Raw genomic sequence first — 22,270 nt, forward strand, 5'->3', positions numbered from 1 at the left:
GCTTATTCGCCGACCACGCCGGTGACCGGCAGGACGATGCCCGTGATGTAGCCCGAGCACACGCTCGAAGCCAGGAACACGTAGGCCGGCGAGAGTTCTTCCGGCTGGGCCGGGCGCTTGTAGGTGGTGCTGGCGCCAAAGTCCTTGATCTTGTCGGGCGACTGGTCGGCCGGGTTCAGCGGCGTCCACACCGGGCCCGGGGCCACGGCATTGACGCGGATGCCCTGTTCGATCAGGCTGGCCGCCAGCGACATCGTGAAGGCGTGGATCGCGCCTTTGGTGCTGGAATAGTCGAGCAGCTTGCCGGAGCCTTTCAGGCCGGTGACCGATCCCGTATTGACGATCGCGGCGCCGCGTTTCAGGTGTGGCAGGGCGGCGCGCGCCATGTGGAAGTAGCCGTAGATATTGGTGCGGAAGGTTTCGTCCAGGCGCTCGTCGGTGATGTCGAGCAGCGAGCCGGCATGCTCCTGGAAGGCGGCGTTATTCACCAGCACGTCGAGCCGCCCGAACTCGGCGACGGCCTTGGCCACCGCATCGTTGCAGAAGGCCGGGTCCTTGACGTCGCCGGCAATCGTGATGCAGCGGCGGCCCTCAAGCTCGATGCAGCGTTTGGTTTCCTCGGCGTCCTCGTGCTCGTTCAGGTACATCACGGCGACGTCGGCGCCTTCGCGCGCGAACAGGACCGCAACCGCGCGCCCGATGCCGGAGTCGGCGCCGGTAACGATGGCGGCCTGGCCCTCGAGCTTGCCGCTGCCCTTGTACTGCTCGGCCAGGAAGCGGGGCTTGAGTTCCATCTCGGCTTCGATGCCGGGCTTGGCCAGGTGCTGCTGGGGAAAGGGCGGCGCCGGCTCGTCGATGCCGGTCTGTACGGCCTCGTCGCTTTCGGGTTTCTGCCCGCGCGCGTCCTTCTGGTCTTGCTGCTGCTGGATTACCTTCTGCTTGTTCGCCACCTCGTCCTGATTTGCCATCACATGCTCCCATGAACGTTCATTCGACCGCATGAGTATCGGCGGCAGCCGAAGCGGCGACGGTGCGCTCACGTACATTCGGCGACAAATCCGCTACCGGGCAGGGTGGCTTTATGGCAAACTTGCCCTCGCCTTGTAACAATGTTGCTTGTAAGGGAGAAAACATGTCTCAGCAGGAAAGCGCGCCCCGCCGTCCCACCGGCCTGTTCGTCAATCCGGTCGGCCAGCGCCGCGCGGATTTCCAGCATGCCTGCGCCGACCTGTTCGACGCCTTGCGCGTGGCCGACGGCACCGAGCAGGCCGCCGCCATGCTGGCGGACGCCGCGGCCGACGTGCTGGTGCTCGATCTGGAGCGCTTCGAGCTGGGTATCGACCTGCCGGCGCTGGGCCAGCTGGTGGCCGCGCGCGGCGGCCGGCCGGTGCTGGCCTTGTGCCCGTTCACGAATGCGCGCTGGCTGCCGGCGCTGATGCAGCATGGTCCTCTCGACTACGTGATCGGTCCCCTCGACGCGGGCCAGACGCGCGCCCAGGTAGCAGGGCACCTTGAAGGTGGCTTCGCGCCGGCGATCGCTCCCAGCGCCAGGGAAGCCGAACTGGCCGCGCTGCTGGCCGTGCGCACCGAGGCGCAGGCGGCCCTGTTGGACGCCGACGACGCCATCCGCTTTGCCGAGCGCCTGTGCGCGGCCCTGCTGCACTGGCCGGGCGTGTCGCATGCGGCGGTGTTCGGCCTGCACGAAGGAGGCGACCTGCGGCTCGACGCCCAGCATGGGGCGCCTGGCCTGGACCTGGCCGCGATCCTGCAGCGGCGCGAGCGCCTGCTGCAGTCGCCGCTGCGCCATGCCTTCCCCGGCCTGCTGGCGGCGTCAAGCGGCGAGGCGGCCCTGCTCGACGCGCCCGAGAAAGCGGGCGAGCCGGAACTGGCGGCAGCGCTGCGCGGCCACGGTGTGCAAATGGTGCTGGGCCTGCCGATCCCGGCGACCGGGCCCGGCGCGCCGCGCGGCGCCCTGTGCCTGCTGTTCGACCATGCGCGGCCGTTTTCGCTGGCCCAGCTCGGGGCCTGCGACGACCTGGCCCGGATGGCGGCCTTCGGCCTGCGCATGGCGGAGCTGACGCGCGAAAGCGAAGAACTGCTGGCGCGTGTCACCCACCTGGCCACCACCGACGCGCTGACCAACGTGGCCAACCGCCGCCAGGGCGAATTCCTGATGGAGCAGGAGATCCGGCGCGCGCGCCGCTACCGCCTGCCGCTGGCCCTGATCGCCTTCGACATCGACCGCTTCCGCGCCATCAACGACAGCTTCGGCCACCCGGTGGGCGACATGGCGCTGCGGGTGGTGGCCGATACCGCGCGCGGCCTGCTGCGCTCGAGCGACGTGCTGGTGCGCTCGGGCGGCGAGGAATTCCAGGTGATCGCGCCGCACACCAGCGCGATCGACGGCCTCAAGATGGCCGAGAAGCTGCGCGCGGCGATCGAAGCGGCCGAGATCCCGGGCTGCGACCATGTCACTGTCAGCCTGGGCGTGGCCCAGCTGGGCGAGACCGAATCGGCCGATTCGCTGGCGGTGCGCACCAACGCGGCGCTGGCGCGCGCCAAGCGGGCAGGGCGCAACTGCGTCGAACTGGCGATGCAGTAAGTCCGTTTTTGCCGGCTGTGCCTGTGGTAGGCTAGCGGTTTTTCTCTCAGGCAATACCCATGCTCTCCTGGTTGCAGCACTACCGGCGCGCGATGCTGCCCGGCGATATCAGCGCCGGCATCGTCGTGGCGATGATGATGATCCCGCAGGGCATGGCCTACGCGCTGGTGGCCGGCCTGCCGCCGGTGGCCGGCATCTACGCGAGCATCGTGCCGCCGCTGCTGTACGCGTTGTTCGGCACCAGCAGCACGCAATCGGTCGGGCCGATGGCGATCACCTCGCTGATGGTGGCTTCGGCGCTGGCGCCGCTCGCCGCGCCCGGCAGCGCCCTGTACGGCGTGCTGGCCGCCCAGCTGGCCTTGCTGTCGGGAGCGGTGCTGCTGGCCTGCGGCCTGCTGCGCATCGGCTTCGTGGCCAACTTCTTTTCCCGTCCCGTGATGAGCGGCTTCACCATCGGCTCGGCGATCCTGATCGCCTGGGGACAGGTAGCCCCCCTGGCGGGAGGCAGCTTGAACGATGTGCACGGGACCAGCGCCGCCATGGGACTGGGCGCGCTGGCGCTGCTGCTGTGGGCGCGCAGCTATCTTGCCGGGACCCTGCGCCGCACGGGCTTGTCGCCGGCCGCCGCCGACATCGGCAGCAAGCTCGCGCCGATGGTGGTCGTGATCGGCGCTACCCTGTTGGTCGCCGTGCTGGGGCTGGAGGCGCAGGGCGTGGCCACGACCGGCGCGGTGCCGGCCGGGCTGCCCGGCCTGAACCTGGCCACCTCGCCCACGCACTGGCAGCCGCTGCTGCAGCCGGCGCTGCTGGTGGGCTTCATGATTTTCCTGATCAGCATGTCGGGCGCGCAGGCGCTGGCGCTCAAGCGCGGCGAGAAGCTGGGCAGCAACCGCGAACTGGTGGGTCTGGGCGCGGCCAACATCGGCAGCGCGCTCTCGGGCGGCTTCCCGGTCACCGGCAGCATCTCGCGTTCGGCCGTGAACTTCGCGGCCGGCGCCAACAGCCAGCTGGCGAGCATCATCACGGCGGCGCTGCTGGCGCTGGCCCTGGTCGCGCCGTCCGGCTGGCTGGCGCTGCTGCCGCTGCCGGTGCTGGCCGCGACCATCATCGTCGCCGTGCTCGGCATGCTCGACCTGTCGCTGCTGTACACGGCCTGGCGCTACGACCGCGCCGACGCCGCGGCCCTGCTGGCGACGGCCGCCGGCGTCCTGGTGCTGGGCGTCGAGGCGGGCGTGGTGGTGGGCGTGGCGCTGTCGATGGGCGCCCTGATCTGGCGCGCCAGCCGTCCGCACATCGCGGTGCTGGGACGGATCGCCGGCAGCGAGCATTTCCGCAACGTGGAGCGCTATTCGACCGAGACCGCTCCTGGCCTGCTGATGCTGCGGGTCGACGCCGGCCTGTTCTTCGGCAACGTGGAAGCGGTGAACGAACGCATCGAGGACGAGCTGAAGGCGCATCCGGCCACGCGCCACCTGGTGCTGGTGCTGTCGGCGGTGAACGCGATCGACACCTCGGCCCTGTTTGGCTTGCAGGAACTGAATACCTCGCTGCGCCAGCGCGGCGTGCTGCTGCACCTGGCCGAAGTGAAGGGGCCGGTGATGGACCGGCTCAAGCACAGTAGCCTGCTGCAGGCCCTGAACGGGCGCCTGTTCCTGAGCGCCGCGATGGCCTGGGACGAACTGGCCGCCTAAGCCTGCTTTAATACGGACGGGTTATCGTCGCCGTACTTACCGGAGAACACGATGCGCCGTCACCTGATCACCCTGGCCTTCCTCGGCGCTGCCGCCACCCTGTGGTATCTCGGCCTGCGCGACGACGCGGCCCTGCTCATCGCGGGCGGCATCCTGTTCGAGATCGTGTTCTGGAAGCGCCTATTCCGGCGGCATAAAACGCGCTGAGCGCACAATCTTTTGTTGACCGGGAACTGACCCGCCTCTAGGATTCTTCCGACGCGTATTGACAATGCGGCGAGCGAACAGCTGCAGCGCGCGCAGGATTTTCCACGGAATAGGGGCAGGGATGACCCGAGACGAGATGCCGGCGACCGCGGTCGCCATCGGCCGGACGGCGGTCGCCCTGGCGCTGGCCGCGCTGACGGCGGGGCCGGCGCGGGCCGCCGATATCCAGGCCAGCGGCCGCCTCATGGCGGGCAATATCTACCGGGTGCAGGACCGCGACCCGCAGCTGCTCACCGGTGTGAACGCCGCCGCCATCGGCTTGCCGGGCTACGGCAGCGGCGGCAACGCGGACGACGCCAACACCAACTACGCCAAGGGCGACGCCGTCTCGCGCGTGGTCAAGGGCTGGTTCGAGGTCTCGGTTCAAGAGGGCGACTGGTCGGCCCTGGTACGCGCGAAGGCCTGGCATGACGCCGGCCTGGAACACGACGACCGGCCCTGGGGCAATGTGCCGAACCGGTATGCGGCCGGCACACCCCTGCGCGACGATGGCGCACCGCGCTTGTCGCGCTTTTCCGGCATCGCCCTGCTCGACGCCTGGGTGCAGCACAAGTCCGTCGTGCTGGGCGCGCCCCTGCTGCTGCGCCTGGGCCAGCAGAGTCTGGGCTGGGGCAGCCACTCGCTCACGCCCGGCGGCCTAGAAGCGCTCGATCCGCGCGACATGCCCGGCCTGCACCGCGCAGCGCCGGTGGCCTCCGAGACCGTGGTGCCGCGGCCGATGCTGTTCGCACGGGTCGAGGCCACGCCCAACCTGGGCATCGAAGCCTACTACCAGGGCGCCTTCCGCCCGGCCGCGCTGGACGAATGCGGCACGATCTGGTCGATGAGCGACTACATCGTGGACGGCTGCGACCTCATCATGTCGGGCCAGCCGGTGGTGAGCGACCGTTCGCGCCTGGTGGTGGGCTCGTTCAAGAAGCGGCTGCCGACACCCAAGCCCGACGCCAGCGAATTCGGCGCAGGCATCACCTGGCGGCCGCCTGCCTCCGGCACCGAGCTGGGCCTGTACCACGCCCGCTATACCGGGCGCATGGCCCAGCCCGGCCTGCGCAGGACGACCCGCTTGACCGGGCCGGCGCTGATCGCGGGCGACCCGGACGGCCGCAACCAGGCCTATTACACCGAATACCCGGAAGGACTGCGCATCAGCGCGGCGACGCTGGCGCACAGGCGCGGCCGCACCACCGTGCACGGCGAACTGTCCTTCCGCGACGGCGTGCCCTTCATGCTGGCGCCGGGCGACGTGATGCCGCCCTTCCTGAGCCCGACCGCGCCTTCGCTGCTGCGCGCGCGGGCCAATGCGGTGCCGCCCGGCGGCCTGTTCCGCGGCTACGACCTGTATGCGATGTGGCAGCTGCAGTTGGGCTTGAAGCGCGAATGGACCCTTGCCGGCCTGCCGGTGACGGCCACTATCGAGGTGGCGGGCAAGCATGCGCGCGGCTTGCCTCCACCGACCGTGATGCGCTACGGGCGCGCCGACATCTTCGGCGCCGGCGCGGTGTTCGGCGTGTGCTCGGTGCATACCGGGGACGCCGCGCGGCAGTGCAGCCTGCGCGGCTATGCCACGCCCAACTCCTGGGGCTACCGCCTGCGGGTCGACGCGCGCCTGCCGGCGCTGGCGCCGCAGCTCGTGACCAGCGCGAGCGCGCTGTTCGTCCACGACGTCAAGGGCTGGTCGGGCGACCTGCTGCTCAATGAGGGGCGCAAGTCGGCGAGCGTGGCGCTGCGCTTCGAGTACCGCCAGCGCTACCTGGCCGAACTGGGCTACCAGCCGACCTGGGGCGGGGACTATCACCAGGCGGCCGACCGCGATACCGCGTCGGTGGCGGTGGGGGTGCGTTTTTGATGTTCAGGCGCGGCGGCGCTGCGGTTCGGAAGCGTCGCGCGGGGGCGCGAGCTTGATCGGGGCGGCCTGGTCGGGATACAGGGCCTGGCGGCCTTCGTAGACGGCGGCGATGGCCGCCATGTCCTGCCCGGCGTCGCCGCTGAGGACGAGCGTATCGACGACGCTGAGCACCTTGCTGCCGTAATCGATGTAGACCAGCAGCAGGGGCACCTTGGCCATCGTGGCCAGGTGGTAGAAGCCGCTCTTCCAGTGCGGGCGGTAGCTGCGCGTGCCCTCGGGGGTGATCCCGATCCAGCACCAGTCGGCGCTGAGCATGGTGTCGGCCAGCTGGCGCGTGGCGCCCATCGAGGCGCGCCGGTCCACGGCGATGCCGCCCCAGTAGCGCATGAGCGCGCCCATCGGGCCGCGGAACAGCGAATCCTTGGCGACCCAGCGGAACTTCAGGCCGACCGCCCACTTGCCGAGCAGCCCGATAGGGAAATCCCAGTTCGAAGTGTGCGGATACACCACGGCGATGCCGTGCGGCCCCGGCAGCGGCTTGTAACGCAGCTTCCAGCCGGCCAGGTGCAGCAGGCGCAGCGCGAGGCGTTGGCTCCAGGTGGGAAGGTCTGCGGCGCGCAGCATGTAATCGCTCATCGAATCTCCGTCGCTATCGAAATGCTATTTTTCTGCAACCAATGTTACCGCGGAAAAATAAGCGACGAATTCTATAGTGCGGCAGGGAGGGCAACAAGCAAAAAAGTTGCTGGGGGCCATGCGCTGTGGTTATCATGCCGCTGCATAACTGGCAACAGGACGGCACCAGGGCGGCAATCGGGAGAACGAATTCTATTTATCCGCGCCGTCGGTGGCTCGCCCAGTGAGTCCGACGACATATTGAACAATCACACCAGCCCGAGCGCGAGGAACACTGCAGATGGATATCACGATTTACCATAACCCGAACTGCAGCACCTCGCGCAATACCCTTGAGGCGATCCGTACGGCCGGTCATGAACCGCAGGTGGTGGAATACCTGAAGGCGCCGCTGGGCCGGGAGCAGTTGCAGCAGATGCTCGCCGCTGCCGGATTGAGCGTGCGCGAGGCCGTCCGCAGCAAGGAGGCGAAGTTCGTCGAACTCGGGCTCGAGGCGCCGGGCCTGGATGATGCGGCGCTGCTCGATGCGATGGCCGCGCATCCGGTCCTGCTCAATCGTCCCTTCGTGGTGACGCCCAAGGGCGCACGCCTGTGCCGCCCGGTCGAGCGGGTGCACGAGATTCTCTGATCACTCGGTGGCGGTGGACATCGGGGTGGCCAGTTCGGGCGGCGTGTAGGGAACTGCGCCGATATCGGTGGGCCGCCTTGGCTTGCCGCCGGCCGCCTCGGCTCCGCCCAGCGCCAGGCCCCTGCCGATCGCCGGCGAGCCCGGCTGCAGGCGGAAATCCGGTTCGGCGCCTGTGCGCGTGTAGTCGACGAACATCGGCCCGGAGCTGACGGTGGCAAGATGTTCGCGGCCGGCCGGCAGCTTCCAGTCGCTGCCCCCATTCTGGTAGACCAGGTTGTTGCGGTAGGTGATGTCCGGCCCGGTCTCGCCCTGTTCCACGATGCCGTGGCCGTTGTCGACCACGATGTTGTTGATCGTGTGCGTATGGTCGTTCGGGCCCTTGCTGTGATAGTACTCGCCGCCGCCGACGACGATGCCGGTACCGGAGGCCACCACGGTATTGCCGCGGATGGTCACCCCGGTAGCGTCGTGCCACAGGTGGATGCCGCTGCCCGAGGCCCGGTAGATGATGTTGTCGCGCACGCTGGCCCGGGTGCTGATGTAGATGCCGTGCATGGTGCGGCAATCGGGCGGGCCGATGTCGTGCACCTGGTTGCCGACCACTTCGGCGTCGTTGCCCTTGTAATAGCTGTCGATGCCGATGCCGGCGCCGCCCCGCGTCTCGCAGGGCACGTCGTTGCCGATGTGGTGGATGCGGTTGTGGTGCACGCCATTGTGCGAGCCGGCATTGTAGATGCCGCTCAGCCATTTCATGCCGCTCTGGTACTGGGTGCCGTCGATCTCGAAGCCGACGATATCGAGGTAGCTGGCGCGGTTGTCCCAGGCCGCCGGACGGCGCGAGTCGAGCGGCGGCACCAGCCGGGCACCCCAGCGCTCGGTGGATTCGAACACGATGCGCGCCTCGGCCGTGCCGTGGGTATTGGTGCGGATGCCGCCGAAATAGGTGCCCGGCGCCACATGCACGGTGGTGCCGGGCGTGGCCGCCTGCGCGGCCCGCGTGAGCGTGCGGAAGGGTTCGTCGCGGGTGCCGGGATTGCTGTCCGAGCCGGACGGCGCGACGTACAGGTGGGTGCGCACCAGTTCGGGGATGACGAGGTCTTCCTGCCCGGCCTCGCGCAGGCGGCAGCTAGACAGGAGCGCGGCAAGCGCCAGCGCCGCCAGCAGCGGAAATGGCAAGGCCAGGACATGGTTGGATAGTCGACGCAGCATCGTTCCCTCGTGGCAGCGGATGAGACCAGGCCAGTTTGACGCCGCACAAGCCGGAACGGGGCCGGTTGGCTCAATGTATTCCTTGAGCGTGCTCAACACGCTTGCCGGCCGCGCCGGGGGGGGCACCGCGGGCTCAGGCCGCGGGCGCCACCGCCGCCATATAGGTGTCGACGAATTCCGCCGGCATGCGGCGCACGCGGCCGCTGCTGATCTCGATGCAGACCAGGTCCCAGCGGCCGCGCAGCACGGTGGCGCCGTCGCTGTCGCGCACCAGCTGGAAGCGGCGCTCCATGGCCAGCTTGCCGTCGCCCGCTACCAGCCAGGTGGCCAGGGTCAAGGCTTCGCCCGCGAAGGTCGGCAGCAGGTAATCGTATTCGCCGCGCCGGATCGCCATCGCACGGTCGAGGCGCCGGTAATCCGCCAGCGACAGGCCGAGCTGCTCGGAATGGGCCCAGCCGGCCTGCTCGCACCAGCGCACGTAGACGGCATTGTTGGTATGGTCCAGGCCGTCGATGTCGCCGGCGCCGGGACTGACGGGCAGGGTGAAGGGGTGCGGGTAATCCCAGTCCAAGCTGTGTCCTCGAGAATGCGGGTGGAAGCGGCGCGCAGCCGCGAAACCGCTATTTTACGTGCTGGCGCCGCGCTGCAAGACCGGCCATGGCATGCGATGATGGGGCCGCGACCCATGCCTGGAGAATTGATGTTCACGATGATCCTCTTGCTCTACCTGCAGCAGCACCGCGACGTGACCCTGGAAGCGAGCAGCCTGCGCGGCAGCTACAAGACCAGGAAGGCCTGCGAAGCGGCGGCCCTGCGCCTGCGCGGGCCCTTGCCCACGCCCGACGGCTACGCCGCCGCCTGGCACGACGCGGTCTGCATCCCGATCAACCGCAACGTGGAAGTCAATGATGCCAAGCCGCTCGACCTGGGCAAGCTCTTGCAGGGACGCCCGCCGGTCGTGTGCGAGGGCACGGGCGCCTGGCGGCGCGTGGCGGAATTGTGCGTGCCGGCCGCCAGGGCTCCCGCGAGTAAGAACGGCGCGAACTAGGGATGGGGCTGCCGCCTGGCGTTGCTCACTGGCCCGCAGGCGGTTCCCACAGTTCGACCTTGTTGTTCTCCGGGTCCATCACCCAGCCGAACCTGCCGTACTCGGAGTCTTCCTGTTTTTCCAGTACGGTGCAGCCTTCTTCGCGCAGCACGGCGAGCAGGCTATCCAGGTCGGCGACGCGGTAGTTGATCATGAAGCTTGCCTTGCCCGGGGCGAAATGGCCGTTGTCCTGCGCGCCGACCGACCAGATGGTGCTGCCGGCAGCCGGCTGGCCCGTCTCGTCGGTCCAGGTAAAGGCGGCGCCGCCCCATTCCTGCACGTCGATGCCCAGGTGGCGCTGGTACCAGGCGCGCAGGGCGGCCGGGTCTTGTGCGTGGAAGAAGATGCCGCCGATGCCAGTCACGCGTTTCATGTCAGATCTCCAATCTGGAAAAGTGCCAAAACATTAGCACAGAGCGATGCGCTATAGAAACCTAATCGCGCTTCCAGGTGACACCGCTCGGACACTTGATCAGGCCGGCGGTGCCGTTGCCGCCCTGTACGTCGAAGGCGCTCGGGCCGATGGCGTTGCCGATGCCCGGCTTGACGCCGCCGCTGATGCGGCACAGGACCCGGCCGCCTTGGCGGAAGCGGTAGACGATTTCGCCGTCCGGCGCGGTATAGGTTTCGCTGACCAGGGTGCGGCTGGTGTCGATGTAGGCGCCCTCGAGCGCGCGCACCAGGCGTGCCCCTGGCGTGTCCGCTAGCTCCGGCACCCCGGACTTTCCCTTGCGCAGTTCGCGGTCGATGGCGCCGGCATCGCGGCGCGCACGCCCCAGCACCGCGTCGAGCGCTGCGCCGGCCGGCGGCGCAGGTGGGGCGATGGCGAGCGGGTCCTCGACCGGCGCGGGCGTAGCGGCCGGCGCCGTCACTGCCTCCGGCTCGCGCACGGCGCCTGGTGGCGCCGGCAGGCGCGGGCGCGGCGCCCTGCTGCGTACGGGCTCCACCTGGCGGCGTGGAGCCGCCAGTTCCGGCGCCTTCGGGGGGACCGGGACCAGGTCGAAGACGCGTTCCACCAGCGTGTCCTCGGCCGGCGGATGCGCAATCCGCCAGCCCCAGGCCAGCAGCAGGTGCAGTCCCAGCGTGGCCGCGAGCGGCCAGCCGGGCCTGCGGCGCGGCCAGGCCGCGTCGCCAGGATCGGTCAACGCTTAGGACTTCGGCGCCGTCATGGCTTTTTTGATCGCCACGCAGCGCTGGTCTTCCTGCAGCGTGTCGAGCAGGGCGCGGCGGGTGCCGGCCGACAGGCCTTTCATCGTTTCCGCTGCGCGGCTCAGGCGCTGCACGCTGGCCGGGGTGCAGCTGGCCGGGATCATCGAGCCCGCGTAGGAACGCATGTAGACCGGACCTGCGGCCTTGTCGATCGCAGGCAGTTGCGCCAGGCGGCTGGCGGCCGTCTGCTCGGCCAATGCTGTTTGCTCGGCCGGGTACAGGCTGCCCATCGCTGTGCGTACCTTGGAGAAGGGCAGCTTGGTCTGGAGGTCCTGTACCGTGGCCAGCCACTCGGCCTTGACCTTCGGGTCGGGACGCACCACGGTGGCGGCCAGCGCCGCGCCCTGGCCGGTATCGGACTTGTCGCGGGCCTGTTCGGCTTCCACCAGCGCCGCAGCGCCGCTGGCGTTGTAGCGGTTCAGGCGGCCGATGATGGCCCAGCGCTGGTCCTGGCCGATGTTCAGGCCTTCGGTGCCGCGGCCTTCGAGCATGCCGGCCAGGCGCGCCAGCGCCTCCGGGCTGCTGGCCACGCTCAAGTAGGTCGCGAACCAGCGGCGCTGGAAGTTGTCGTTGCCCTTGTGCGCGAGCACGCCGTTCCAGGCCATGTCTTCCAGCTGCTTGCCGGTCTGGCGGCTGTACGCGTTATCCAGGGCCATCGCATCGAGATAGGACTTCGATGTGCTGACCTTGCCCAGCACGTCGCCGAGCAGGGTGTAATCCTTTTCCTGGGGCGCGTTGGCCAGGGCCACCTTGATGAAATCGTTCAGCGGCAGCTTGGCGTCGCGCACGCCGTCCCACAGGCTTTGCCACAGCATCGCGCGCAGCAGCGGGTCGTCCACGCCGGCCAGGGTGGTGCGGGCGGTGTCGAAGGAGCGCTTGTCCAGCTGGACCTTCACGAAGCCCCAGTCCTGGTAGTTCGGATAGACCAGGTCGGGGCAGGCCGCGCCCACCATGCCGGGCACGTTCGTCTTCGCGCCCGCATAGGTGACCGGGACGTTCTTGGCCAGCACCAGCCTGCCGTTCTCCAGCTTGAAGGCGGCCACCTGCACGCGCTGTTCGCGCAGCGTCGGCAGGGCGCGGCTGGCTGCGCTCTGCTGCAGCGAGAAGGCATTGATCTTGCCGCCCGCGCAGCTGTAGTTGGCGGCGATGGTGTTCACGCCGGCCTGGTACAGCCAGTCCTGGGTCCATTTGGACAGGTCGCGCCCGGCCGCTTCGCCCAGGCTGCCGATGAAGTCTTCGAGCCTGGCGTTCTGCCACGAATACTTCACCAGGTAGTTGTGCACGCCCTTGCGGAACACTTCCTCGCCCAGCATGTGGCGCAGCTGCTTCAGGGTCGAGGCGCCCTTGGAATAGGTGATGGCATCGATGTTGTCGAAGGCGTTCGCCGACGAGGGTACCGGCACCTCGATCGGGTGGGTCGAGACCTTCTGGTCCTGCGCGTAGGCGTTCTGCTTGTCGTCCTGGAAGAAGGCCTGCCAGGCGTCCTTGAACTCGGTCGCTTCGGCGGTGGCCAGGGTCGCCATGAAGGCGGCGAAGCTTTCGTTGAGCCACAGGCCGTTCCACCACTTCATGGTGACCAGGTCGCCGAACCACTGGTGCGCCATCTCGTGCATGATGACTTCGGCCAGGCGCGCCTTCTGGGCGGCGGTCATCTCGGCCTTGTACAGGAAGCCGCCTTCGGCAAACGTGATCGCCGCGGCGTTTTCCATCGCGCCATACAGGAAGTCCGGCACCAGGAGCTGGTCGTATTTCTCGAACTGGTAAGGAATGCCGAAGTAGTTCTCGAAGAAGCCGATGCCGCTCTTGGTGTAGCGGAACCAGTCGGCTGGGGTGACTTGCGCCGCCACCGACTGGCGCGCGAACAGGCGCATCGGGTACTTGCCGCTCTTGTCTTCCCACACCTTGTAAGGGCCCGCGTGCAGCGAGAAGTTGTAGGGGCTGAGCTTCTTCGTTTTCGGGAAGGTCCAGCGCTTGCCGCCGGCCGCGTCCATCACACCCGACTCGCGGGTGGTCGTGACCACCTGCCAGTCGCTCGGGGCATTGACGGTGACGGTGTAGGTGGCCTTCAGGTCGGGCTGGTCGAACACCGCGAACATCTGGTGCGCGGCGGCCGGCTCGAAGTGGGAATAGGTGTAGACGCGGCCGTCGACCGGGTCGACCATGCGGTGCAGGCCTTCGCCATTGGTGCTGTGCAGGCGCTCGTAGCTGACGGTGACGCTGTTGCGGCCCTTGACCAGGTCTTGCGGCGCCAGCGTGATGAACCACTTGTTGTACTGCGGCGTGACCTGCTTGCCGTTGACGGTGAGCGACTTGACGGTAGCCTTGTCCAGGTCGAGCGTGACGGCCGAAGCGGTGTCGGTCAGGTCGAAGGTGACGGTGGTGGTGCCGGCGAAGCTTTCCTTGCCGGTGAGGGTGAAGTCCAGCACGTAGTCCACGTTCGACACGCGCGCGGAACGCGCCATGGCATCGACCTGCGACAGGTAGGCATTCTCGGCGCGGGCCGGGGCCGGTGCTGCGCTGGCGGTGTTGAAGGCAAGGGCGGAAGCGATGGCGAGCGCCATCGTGCGTGGTGCGAAGTTGTTCACTACAGTCTCCTGGACAGCGCAGGCTAGGTGCGCATTAAAAATAATCGCGCAAGAATAGCATGGGAGGGCTGTCGTTTACACCACATGCATATCCGTTTGCAGGATGCTTGCGTGGTGAATGGAGAGTTTGGCAGCGTTTGCCGGACTTGGGGCCCGGCGCAGGCCGGGACCCAAGTCGGAAATGCAGCGCGAGCTTACGCCAGCGCCGGATAGTCGATGTAGCCCTCCGGCCCCGACCCATAGAACAGCTCCGGCTTGGCCGCATTGAGCGGCGCATCGGCCTTGAAGCGCTTGGGCAGATCCGGATTGGCGATGAACCACACGCCGAACGCCACCGCATCGGCTTCACCGGAAGCGATCAGGGCCTGCGCGCTTTCCTTGGTCAGCTTTTCGTTGGCGATGTACACGCCGCCGAATTCCTTCTTGAGCTGTGCGCGCAGGCTGTCGTCGCCGATCGCTTCGCGTGCGCAGATGAAGGCGATGCCGCGCTTGCCGAGCTCGCGCGCGACGTAGCCGAAGGTGCCGGCCGGGTTGGAGTCGCCCATGTCGTGCGCGTCGCGGCGCGGGGCCAGGTGCATGCCGACCCGGTCGGCGCCCCAGACCTCGATGCAGGCGTCGGTCACTTCCAGCATCAGGCGTGCGCGGTTCTCGACCGAGCCGCCGTACTGGTCGGTACGCTGGTTGGTGGAGTCCTGCAGGAACTGGTCGAGCAGGTAGCCGTTGGCGCCATGGATTTCCACGCCGTCGAAGCCGGCCAGCTTGGCGTTCTCGGCGCCCTTGCGGTAGGCCGCGACGATGCCCGGGATCTCGGACAGCTCGAGCGCGCGCGGGGCAGGGTAGTCGCGCATCGGGCGCAGCAGGCTGACATGGCCCTTCGCGGCGATCGCGGAGGGCGCCACCGGCAGCTGGCCATCGAGGAAATGCGGGTCCGAGATGCGGCCCACGTGCCACAGCTGCAGGAAGATGCGCCCGCCCGCCTGGTGCACGGCGTCGGTGACGATCTTCCAGCCTGCGACCTGCTCGTCGGACCAGATGCCCGGGGTGTCGGCGTAGCCCACGCCCATCGGCGTGACGGCGGTGGCTTCCGACAGGATCAGGCCGGCGGAAGCGCGCTGCACATAGTATTCGGCCATCATCGCGTTCGGCACGCGGTCGCCGCCGATGGCGCGGGCGCGCGTCAGGGGCGCCATGATGATGCGGTTCGGCAGTTCGAGTGCGCCAACGCGCAGTGGATCAAACATGGTCGTCATTGAAATACTCCTACAATCCGTCATTCAGTTGGCCGAGGAAGGCCTGGATGGTTTCCTCGTTACGCTGGAAGAAGATGAACTGGCCGACGCGCCGCGTGCTCACCAGCCCGGCGCGCTGCAGCGTCGCCAGGTGGGCCGATACCGTCGATTGCGACAGGCCCGTCTGCTTGTCGATCAGCTTGCAGCACACGCCGAAGTCGAGCGGATGCTCCTGCTCGGCGAAATGCCGGTGCGGATCCTTGAGCCACTGCAGGATCTGGCGCCGTACCGGGTTGGCCAGGGCCTTGTGGATCGCGTCGATGTCCATGATTTCTTCCTTGTATCGGGTTCTTTCGATCCGAATATCGTCATCTTACGATATTCGCGAAATCCTTGCTGGCCACCGGCCGTTTTGCGGAGCAGGGCATGGCCGTGCCCGGTGATATACTCGGCGCCCTTCGACACAGGGGCGCATACGCCGCGAAAGGGTAACGCATGAGCTGGTTCTATCTCTTCATTGCCGGGCTGCTGGAAGTGGCCTGGGCGGTCGGCCTCAAGTACACCGAGGGCTTCACCCGGCTGATGCCGTCGCTGTGGACCTTGCTGGCCATGCTGGGCAGTATCGGCATGCTCGGGCTGGCCCTGCGCCAGCTGCCGCTGGGCACCGCCTATGCGGTCTGGACCGGCATCGGCACCGTCGGCGTCGCCATCTTCGGCATCGTGATGCTGAACGAACCGGCCGGCGCCATGCGCCTCGGGGCCATTGCCCTGATCGTCACCGGCATCGTCATGCTCAAGTTCCTGTCGCCGGGCTGATCTCCAGCCCCTGCGCTCATTCGCGCCCGAACGACGGGTTCGGGCGGGTCAGGTAATACCACTCGGAGTTGGCGTTCGCCTTGGCATCCGGGAACAGGATGCGCCCGTCGAATTCCGCCGTGACCCGGGTGCCGTCGGCGCGCAGGCCGATCTCGTCGCCCTCGGCGACCGGGTCGAAACTGGCCCACTGGCGGGTGAAGCGGTCGCCGGCATCGAGCTTGTCGTGCACCACGACCATCGACAGCGCTTCCATGTCCTCGAACGGCACCGGCTCCGGATCCGGGGCCTCGATCAGTTTCAGGTGCGCGAGCGTGTTCATGATGGCCCGGAAGGCCACCTCCGGCGCCGCGGGGTCGTCGTGCTGGCCGCATTCGAGCGTCAATGCATAGCCGCCGGTGGTGCGCATGTATTCGGTGGTGCCTACGCCGTAGCGCAGCACGGTCTCGAGTTCGGCCGCATTGCCGCGGCTGCGGCGCTTGACGCCGTCGCCATAGGCCGCCAGCCAGCCATCGACAAAACGCTTCACGCCCAGGCGGCGCGCCCATGCCCGTTCTTTTCCTGCGTGCCTGAACGGCTGCAGCGGCCCGTCGTTGTCGAGCGGCCCGACCATCACGAATGGCTGGCCCCCGGTTGCATTGAACGAGTGCAGGTCGAGCAGCACGTCGTGCCGGGCCAGCAGGGGGCAGAGCCAGTTGGCGACGTGGTCTTCGAAGTCCTGCGGGTCCTCTTTCGGGAACAGGTTGCGGTTCAGGTTGCGGTCGCCGTTGCGGGTGTTCTGCTGATAGGCCTTCGGATTCACCACCGGCACAAAAGTGAGGCTGCCGGCCGCGATCTGCAGGCGGCCGCTGTCGATGTCGTCCATGACGCGCAGGATGGCCTGGGTGCCGCAGGTCTCGTTGCCATGGGTCGCGCCCATGATGATCACGCGCGGGCCGGGGCGCAGGCCGGTGTAGTTGACGGATTTGAACTGGTAGGTGCTGGAGGAAGTCATTGCGGTGGCATGCTCGGGATGTGGCAGGTGCCGGTATTCTAGCGGACAAAGCTGGCATGCGGCGGGGCGCCATGGCATGATCCGGCACTCTTGAATCCACTCCCACCCATGCACAGCGCCACTTCCACCCTTCGCGTCCACGGTCTCGACACCCTGCGCGCGCTCGCCGTCACCCTGGTCGTGCTGCACCACTACGTGCTGTTCGTCAGCGACGCCCCCACCTTCGGCTGGGTGGGCGAGATCGGCTGGGTCGGGGTCGACCTGTTCTTCGCGCTGTCGGGCTATTTGATCGGCAACCAGATCTTCGCGGCGATGAAGAGTCCGGGCGGCTTCTCGCTTCGCCGCTTCTACGCGCGCCGCCTGCTGCGCACGCTGCCGAACTACTGGGTGGTGCTGGCGCTGTACTTCCTGTGGCCGGGGTTTCGCGGCGCCGCGCCGCTGCTGCCGCTGTGGGAGTACCTGGCCTTCGTCCAGAATTTTGCGTTGGAGCCGGGCAGCGCGTTCTCGCACAGCTGGTCGCTGGCGATCGAGGAGCAGTTCTACATGCTGCTGCCGGCGCTGGCCCTGCTTGGGGCGGCCTGCAAGGGCTCGCTGCGGCTGGCCTGGGTGGCGATCGGGCTGGCCTTCATCGCAGGAATGCTCGTCCGCGCCGGCCTGTGGCAGGAGATGGCGGGCCAAGACCATAAGCTTTACTTCTATTTCAAGTACATTTATTACTCGAGCTTCTGCCGCTTCGACGAGTTGCTGGCTGGCGTGGCGCTGGCGCTGCTGCGCAATCATCATCCGGGAGCCTGGAGCGGACTGACGCGCCATGGCAACCGGATGGCGCTGGCCGGGCTGGCGGTGTGCGCGGCAGCGTTTGTGGGCTTCCTGGACGACCGCTACGGCCAGTTCGTGACCGTGTTCGGCTTTCCGCTGCTGGCGCTGGGGTTTTCGCTGCTGATCGTCGCCAGCGTGGCGAAAGGTTCGCTATTGCGCCGCCTGCGCGTGCCGGGGGCGGGGCCGCTGGCGCTGTGGTCCTACGCCATCTACCTGCTGCACAAGCAGGTCTGCGTGCTGGGGGCGAAGTGGATGGCCGGGCAGGGGTTCGGTGCGGAGCACCCGGCGACCATCGTGGCAATGCTTGCCTTGTCGGTGCTGACGGGATGGCTGCTGTACAAGCTGGTGGAAACGCCGTTCATGCTGCTGCGCGAGCGCTATGTGCCGAGCAATGCGGCAAAAGCGGTTTCGCGGCAACCCACGGTCTAGTTGAACGCGTGGGCAAGGACTTGCCCACCCTACGAGCAGTCGTCTACTTGTAGGGTGGGCAGATTCTGCCTACGCGTTTAACAAGTGGCTAATTCGTCGCGGCTCAATTCAAGCCCCTGCCTCGATCACCCCGAAGGCCGCCGGTGCGTCGGCCAGGAACGCCAGCAGGGCATTGGCCTGCACCTGCGGCTCGAACCGTGCGGTGTCCAGGATCGCCTGCCGCAAGCCCGGCACCGTCTCCACCGTATGCGGACTCCGGTAAGCCGCCGCCAGCAGCTGGGCCAGGTCCAGCGGCGCACCATGGCCGCGCCTCAGGCGCTGCTCGATGATCGCCAGCAGCGCGCGCTGCATGCGCGGGGTGGGATTCAGGATTTCGCCGAACACGAGCGGGGTGTTGGCAATCGCCTCGCACAGCGTGCGCTCGATCGCATCGGGCTTCATGTCCGACGGGATGTCGAAATAGGCCTTGTTCCAGCGCGTGCGGGCATAAGCGTGGCCCGGCGGGAAAGCGTCGACCGTCTCCAGGCCCAGCGCGCGGCTGGCGCGGGAAAGCAAGTCGGATACGGTATCGATCAGCGGCATGATGGGAAGCAGTGCGAATACGTCATGCCGGCAGTGTAGCGCAAGCGCCCAGGCTGCGTGCAAGGCAGCCTGGGCGCCGGGATTTACGCGAAGCGTCCGGCGCGGAAGTCGTCGAAGGCCTGGTGCAGCTGCTCCGTGGTGTTCATCACGAAGGGCCCGTGCTGGGCGATCGGCTCGTTCAGCGGCCGGCCGGCCAGCAGGATCAGGCGCGTCGCCTCAAGCGCCTTGATGCGCACGCCGTCGGCGCCCGCGGCATTGTCCAGGATCGCCATGCGCGTCTTGCCGACTGCCTTGCCGTCGACGACAACCTCGCCGCGGTAGACATAGAAGAAGGCGTTATGCCCCTGCGGGATCGGTTGCTCGAAGGTGACGCCGGCCGGGATCTCCAGGTCGAGGTAGAGCGGCTGCGTCGCATCGCGCTGCACGGCGCCTGCCACGCCCCGGGTTTCGCCCGCGATCACCTGCACCGTCACGCCATCGTCGCCGGTAAAGCGCGGGATCTGGTCGGCCGGGATGTCGCGGTACCACGGCGCCGTCATCTTGTCCCTGGCCGGCAGGTTGAGCCAGAGCTGGAAGCCTTCCATCAGGCCTTCGCTCTGTTCCGGCATCTCGGAGTGGATCACGCCGCGGCCCGCGGTCATCCACTGCACGCCGCCGTCGGTCACCAGGCCTTCGTTGCCGGCGCTGTCGCGGTGGCGCATGCTGCCGTTGAGCATATAGGTGACGGTCTCGAACCCGCGGTGCGGGTGCTCCGGGAAGCCGGCGATGTAGTCGCCCGCCTTGTCGCTGCCGAAGGCGTCGAGCATCAGGAAGGGATCGAGGCGGCGCTGCAGCACGCCGGTCAGCACGCGGTTGATCTTCACGCCCGCGCCGTCCATCACGAACTGGCCGTTGACCAGTCGTTCGACGCCGCGCGACCTGGCGATCGTGGCGACAGTGGTTTGCTCGGTCATGCTGTTCTCCTGTGATTGATCCGTGGTCTGCACCGCCCCGGGGCGGTCCTTATGCCAGCGCCGCTTCGACGGCTTCGTTGGCCGCCTGCTGGCCTTTGGCCGCCGCTTCCGGCCCCATGCTCATGCCTGCCGAATAGATAAAGGTGTGGTCGCTCAGGCCCAGGAAGTTCAGCAGCATGCGGATGTGCGGCACCTGCGGGTCGGCGTCGACCGGATACATGCCGCCGCGGGCGGTGGCGACATACACCTTCTTCCCCTTGAGCAGGCCTTCCGGACCGGTCTCGGTGTAGCGGAAGGTCACGCCCGAACGGGCGATCGCATCGAACCAGCCCTTGAGCTGGGCCGGCATGCCGAAGTTGTACATCGGGGCGCCGATCACGATCACGTTGGCGGCCTGCGCTTCCGCGATCAGGGCGTCGTCCAGGGCCACGCGGGCCGCCTGCTCGGTCGAGCGCTGGTCGGCCGGGGTGAACAGGGCGCCGACGGCCGCGCCATCCAGCAGCGGGTGCGGCTGGGCGCCGAAGTCGCGCCGCACCACGGTCGCATCCGGGTGGGCGGCGACGAGCTTGTCGACGACGAGATTGGTCACGCGGGTGGATTCCGAATCGTTGCCGCGTACGCTGGAGGTGATCTGCAGGATGTTCATGGTGGTCCCTTTGTTTGAAAAGTGAAGCGATGGGACTACTCTAACGGTTCCATAAACGATCCGGAAGGCAGTAGAATGGATAACATTATCCTGCTGATGGAACAATCATGGATGTCGAACCGAATGACCTGCTGCTGTTCGCCCGCATCGTCGAAGCGGGCAGCTTCAGCCGCGCCGCCGAGCGCGTGCAGCAGCCCAAATCGACCGTCTCGCGCCGCATCGCGCTGCTCGAGCAAAAGCTGGGAGAGCGCCTGCTACAGCGCACCACGCGCAAGCTGATGGTGACCGAATTCGGCGCCATCCTGCTCGAACACGCCCGCAAGGTGCTCGAGGAAGTGGAGGCGGCCGGCGCCCTGGCCCAGCACCGGCAGGGCCAGCCCAGCGGCAAGCTGCGCATGTCGGTGCCGGGCGACTTCGCCAACAGCGGGCTGCACGAGGTGATCGCGCGCTATATCGCGCGCTATCCGGCGGTCTCGGTGGAGATGGACTTGTCGCCGCGCCGGGTTGACCTGATCGCCGAGAATTTCGACATCGCGATCCGCATGGGCGATCTGCCGGACGATGCCTCGCTTAACGCGCGGCCGATCAATGTCGAGTATTTCGGCCTGTTCGCCGCCCCGTCCTACCTGGCGCGCCACGGCCTGCCCGAGCACCCCGACGACCTGGCCCGGCACGACCTGCTTTGCCTGCTCAGCCGCTACGGCGGCGCCGCGCCCTGGGTGCTCTCGCGCGGGAAAGTGCGGCTCGAGCGCCAGTGCGACGCCAGGCTGACCGCCAATTCGCCCGAACTGCTGGCGCGCATCGCCGCGCGCGGCGCCGGCATCGCCGCCAGCTCCCAGACCTTTGCCGGCCCCTTCGTGCAGACGGGCGAGCTGGTACGGGTGCTGCCGGAATGGGACTTGCCGGTGGCCAGCGGCTGGGCCGTGTTCCCGGGACGCCGGCTGATGCCGGCCAAGACGCGGGCCTTCCTCGACCTGATGGAAGAGGAGTGCCGCAGCCGCGGACACCGCCCGGAGGGTGCTTAACGCGGGTGCTGGCCCATGAGCTCGCCCAGGCGCACCGAGCGCTCCGGCGCCCATTCGCCGTTGAAGGCGATCGCGCCCTTCTTGAACAGCATCACGACGGTCGAGCCGAGCAGGAAGCGGCCCATCTCTTCGCCTTTCGTCAAGCTGACCTGGCCCGGTTCGTAATGCCATTCGCAGATGCGGGTCATGCGCGGCGGGTTCACCACGCCGTGCCAGGCGGTGGCCATGCTGCCGACGATGGTCGCGCCCACCAGGGTCATCACGAAGGGGCCATGTTCGTCGGAGTCGAACACGCAGACCACGCGCTCGTTGCGGGCGAACAGGCCCGGCACGCCGCGCGCCGTGGTCGGGTTCACCGAGAACAGCTTGCCCGGCACATAGATCATGCGCGTAAGGCGGCCGTCGCAAGGCATGTGGATGCGGTGGTAGTCCTTCGGGCTCAGGTAGAGGTTGGCGAAGTGGCCGTGCTGGAAGTGGGCCGCCAGCGTTTCGTCGCCGCCGACCAGTTCCGCCGACGTAAACTTGTGGCCCTTGGCCTGGAAGATGTGGTGGTCGTCGATGTCGCCGAACTGGCTGATGGCGCCGTCCACCGGGCAGACGAAGTCGGCCTGCGCCAGCGGGCGCGCGTCCGGGCGCAGGGGGCGGGTGAAGAATTCGTTGAAGCTGCTGTAGCTCGCGATGTCCGGATTCGCGGCCTCGTCCATGTTCACGCCATACTTGCCCACGAACCAGCGGATCAGGCGGGTCGTCATGGCGCCGCCCCTGGCGCCGGCGACGCGGCCGGCGAAATTGGTCAGCGCCGTCTTCGGCATCACATACTGGGGCAAGACTTTTAAGCGGGACACTTTGATGGGCCTCTGAATATTGGTTCGATGCTGAATTATAACGGCGATAACGTAGGGGAATAACATGTTTCTCGCCGCATAAGAATTCACCAAGCTGCGCGGGCGTGCGCCGTCCCGAAACGATCCCGCCACGGCATGCGCAGTGCATTGGCGCTCCATGCATACACGATTTTCA

At 67.7% G+C, this 22,270-nt stretch carries 23 protein-coding genes; 9 read left to right on the forward strand and 14 right to left on the reverse strand.

All coding sequences use genetic code 11. The annotated features are described in order from the left end of the window. Nucleotides 1-2 precede the first annotated feature (2 nt). Nucleotides 3-968, reverse strand: a complete 966-nt coding sequence (locus AC3XQU_RS08335; RefSeq protein ID WP_489873690.1) for an SDR family oxidoreductase — start codon at nucleotides 966-968, stop codon at nucleotides 3-5. 164 nt (nucleotides 969-1,132) lie between these two features. Here AC3XQU_RS08335 and AC3XQU_RS08340 point away from each other — a divergent pair, with 164 nt between their 5' ends. The 4 genes from AC3XQU_RS08340 (at nucleotide 1,133) to AC3XQU_RS08355 (ending at nucleotide 6,406) form a co-directional block, all read left to right on the forward strand. Further along, the gene (locus tag AC3XQU_RS08340; protein WP_489873691.1) at nucleotides 1,133-2,602 is read left to right on the forward strand and encodes a GGDEF domain-containing protein; all 1,470 of its coding nucleotides are present in this window, start codon (nucleotides 1,133-1,135) and stop codon (nucleotides 2,600-2,602) included. Between the two features lie 59 nt (nucleotides 2,603-2,661). Beyond that, nucleotides 2,662-4,293 carry a SulP family inorganic anion transporter gene (locus tag AC3XQU_RS08345; RefSeq protein ID WP_489873692.1) on the forward strand — a complete coding sequence of 544 codons (1,632 nt, stop codon included), beginning with the start codon at nucleotides 2,662-2,664 and terminating at the stop codon, nucleotides 4,291-4,293. Between the two features lie 51 nt (nucleotides 4,294-4,344). Further along, nucleotides 4,345-4,500, forward strand: a complete 156-nt coding sequence (locus AC3XQU_RS08350; protein WP_489873693.1) for a hypothetical protein — start codon at nucleotides 4,345-4,347, stop codon at nucleotides 4,498-4,500. Nucleotides 4,501-4,621: 121 nt separating this feature from the next. After that, the gene (locus AC3XQU_RS08355) at nucleotides 4,622-6,406 is read left to right on the forward strand and encodes a DUF1302 domain-containing protein (RefSeq protein WP_489873694.1); all 1,785 of its coding nucleotides are present in this window, start codon (nucleotides 4,622-4,624) and stop codon (nucleotides 6,404-6,406) included. Nucleotides 6,407-6,409: 3 nt separating this feature from the next. Here AC3XQU_RS08355 and AC3XQU_RS08360 read toward each other — a convergent pair whose 3' ends face one another. Then, the gene (locus tag AC3XQU_RS08360) at nucleotides 6,410-7,042 is read right to left on the reverse strand and encodes a 1-acyl-sn-glycerol-3-phosphate acyltransferase (protein ID WP_489873695.1); all 633 of its coding nucleotides are present in this window, start codon (nucleotides 7,040-7,042) and stop codon (nucleotides 6,410-6,412) included. Between the two features lie 280 nt (nucleotides 7,043-7,322). On the opposite strand from AC3XQU_RS08360, the gene arsC reads away from it, so the two are divergent. Next, nucleotides 7,323-7,670: an arsenate reductase (glutaredoxin) gene (arsC, locus tag AC3XQU_RS08365; RefSeq protein ID WP_489873696.1), complete on the forward strand. Its 348-nt coding sequence runs from the start codon at nucleotides 7,323-7,325 to the stop codon at nucleotides 7,668-7,670. Here the strand turns inward: arsC and AC3XQU_RS08370 are convergent, their stop codons facing one another. Both AC3XQU_RS08370 and AC3XQU_RS08375 read right to left on the reverse strand, forming a co-directional pair. Next, nucleotides 7,671-8,879 carry a right-handed parallel beta-helix repeat-containing protein gene (locus AC3XQU_RS08370; protein WP_489873697.1) on the reverse strand — a complete coding sequence of 403 codons (1,209 nt, stop codon included), beginning with the start codon at nucleotides 8,877-8,879 and terminating at the stop codon, nucleotides 7,671-7,673. It abuts the gene before it with no gap. A gap of 133 nt (nucleotides 8,880-9,012) precedes the next feature. Continuing rightward, complete coding sequence (locus tag AC3XQU_RS08375; RefSeq protein ID WP_489873698.1) at nucleotides 9,013-9,450, reverse strand: acyl-CoA thioesterase; 438 nt, start codon at nucleotides 9,448-9,450, stop codon at nucleotides 9,013-9,015. A gap of 129 nt (nucleotides 9,451-9,579) precedes the next feature. On the opposite strand from AC3XQU_RS08375, the gene AC3XQU_RS08380 reads away from it, so the two are divergent. Continuing rightward, the gene (locus AC3XQU_RS08380; protein WP_489873699.1) at nucleotides 9,580-9,927 is read left to right on the forward strand and encodes a hypothetical protein; all 348 of its coding nucleotides are present in this window, start codon (nucleotides 9,580-9,582) and stop codon (nucleotides 9,925-9,927) included. Nucleotides 9,928-9,952: 25 nt separating this feature from the next. On the opposite strand, the gene AC3XQU_RS08385 is transcribed toward AC3XQU_RS08380, so the two are convergent. From AC3XQU_RS08385 to AC3XQU_RS08405, 5 genes are all read right to left on the reverse strand, one after another. After that, nucleotides 9,953-10,339, reverse strand: a complete 387-nt coding sequence (locus AC3XQU_RS08385) for a VOC family protein (protein WP_489873700.1) — start codon at nucleotides 10,337-10,339, stop codon at nucleotides 9,953-9,955. Nucleotides 10,340-10,400: 61 nt separating this feature from the next. After that, nucleotides 10,401-11,111 (reverse strand): hypothetical protein, encoded by a 711-nt coding sequence (locus tag AC3XQU_RS08390; RefSeq protein ID WP_489873701.1) that lies wholly within the window; start codon nucleotides 11,109-11,111, stop codon nucleotides 10,401-10,403. A gap of 3 nt (nucleotides 11,112-11,114) precedes the next feature. After that, on the reverse strand, nucleotides 11,115-13,760 hold the full coding sequence (gene pepN, locus AC3XQU_RS08395; protein ID WP_489873702.1) for an aminopeptidase N: 2,646 nt from the start codon (nucleotides 13,758-13,760) through the stop codon (nucleotides 11,115-11,117). Between the two features lie 194 nt (nucleotides 13,761-13,954). Next, a complete protein-coding gene (locus AC3XQU_RS08400) occupies nucleotides 13,955-15,010 on the reverse strand; it encodes an alkene reductase (RefSeq protein WP_489873703.1) in 1,056 nt (351 codons plus the stop codon). A gap of 10 nt (nucleotides 15,011-15,020) precedes the next feature. After that, nucleotides 15,021-15,317: an ArsR/SmtB family transcription factor gene (locus AC3XQU_RS08405; RefSeq protein WP_489873704.1), complete on the reverse strand. Its 297-nt coding sequence runs from the start codon at nucleotides 15,315-15,317 to the stop codon at nucleotides 15,021-15,023. Between the two features lie 167 nt (nucleotides 15,318-15,484). On the opposite strand from AC3XQU_RS08405, the gene sugE reads away from it, so the two are divergent. Further along, a complete protein-coding gene (gene sugE, locus AC3XQU_RS08410) occupies nucleotides 15,485-15,805 on the forward strand; it encodes a quaternary ammonium compound efflux SMR transporter SugE (protein ID WP_489873705.1) in 321 nt (106 codons plus the stop codon). A gap of 16 nt (nucleotides 15,806-15,821) precedes the next feature. Here the strand turns inward: sugE and AC3XQU_RS08415 are convergent, their stop codons facing one another. Then, nucleotides 15,822-16,796, reverse strand: coding sequence for a M14 family metallopeptidase (locus tag AC3XQU_RS08415; protein WP_489873706.1), 975 nt, complete (start codon nucleotides 16,794-16,796; stop codon nucleotides 15,822-15,824). Between the two features lie 108 nt (nucleotides 16,797-16,904). On the opposite strand from AC3XQU_RS08415, the gene AC3XQU_RS08420 reads away from it, so the two are divergent. Continuing rightward, nucleotides 16,905-18,044 carry an acyltransferase family protein gene (locus AC3XQU_RS08420; protein ID WP_489873707.1) on the forward strand — a complete coding sequence of 380 codons (1,140 nt, stop codon included), beginning with the start codon at nucleotides 16,905-16,907 and terminating at the stop codon, nucleotides 18,042-18,044. A gap of 108 nt (nucleotides 18,045-18,152) precedes the next feature. Here AC3XQU_RS08420 and AC3XQU_RS08425 read toward each other — a convergent pair whose 3' ends face one another. From AC3XQU_RS08425 to AC3XQU_RS08435, 3 genes are all read right to left on the reverse strand, one after another. Next, nucleotides 18,153-18,626: a hypothetical protein gene (locus AC3XQU_RS08425; RefSeq protein ID WP_489873708.1), complete on the reverse strand. Its 474-nt coding sequence runs from the start codon at nucleotides 18,624-18,626 to the stop codon at nucleotides 18,153-18,155. An 83-nt stretch (nucleotides 18,627-18,709) separates the two neighbouring features. Further along, entirely contained in the window at nucleotides 18,710-19,579 is an 870-nt protein-coding gene (locus AC3XQU_RS08430) for a pirin family protein (RefSeq protein WP_489873709.1), read from the reverse strand. 49 nt (nucleotides 19,580-19,628) lie between these two features. Next, the gene (locus AC3XQU_RS08435) at nucleotides 19,629-20,225 is read right to left on the reverse strand and encodes an FMN-dependent NADH-azoreductase (RefSeq protein WP_489873710.1); all 597 of its coding nucleotides are present in this window, start codon (nucleotides 20,223-20,225) and stop codon (nucleotides 19,629-19,631) included. Between the two features lie 107 nt (nucleotides 20,226-20,332). Between AC3XQU_RS08435 and AC3XQU_RS08440 the strand changes: the two genes are divergently transcribed. Next, nucleotides 20,333-21,250: a LysR family transcriptional regulator gene (locus tag AC3XQU_RS08440; protein WP_489873711.1), complete on the forward strand. Its 918-nt coding sequence runs from the start codon at nucleotides 20,333-20,335 to the stop codon at nucleotides 21,248-21,250. Here the strand turns inward: AC3XQU_RS08440 and asd are convergent. Then, a complete protein-coding gene (gene asd / locus AC3XQU_RS08445) occupies nucleotides 21,247-22,077 on the reverse strand; it encodes an archaetidylserine decarboxylase (protein WP_489873909.1) in 831 nt (276 codons plus the stop codon). The genes AC3XQU_RS08440 and asd overlap by 4 nt on opposite strands. Nucleotides 22,078-22,270 lie beyond the last annotated feature (193 nt).

This window comes from Telluria sp. AZSoR62, from assembly GCF_058111565.1.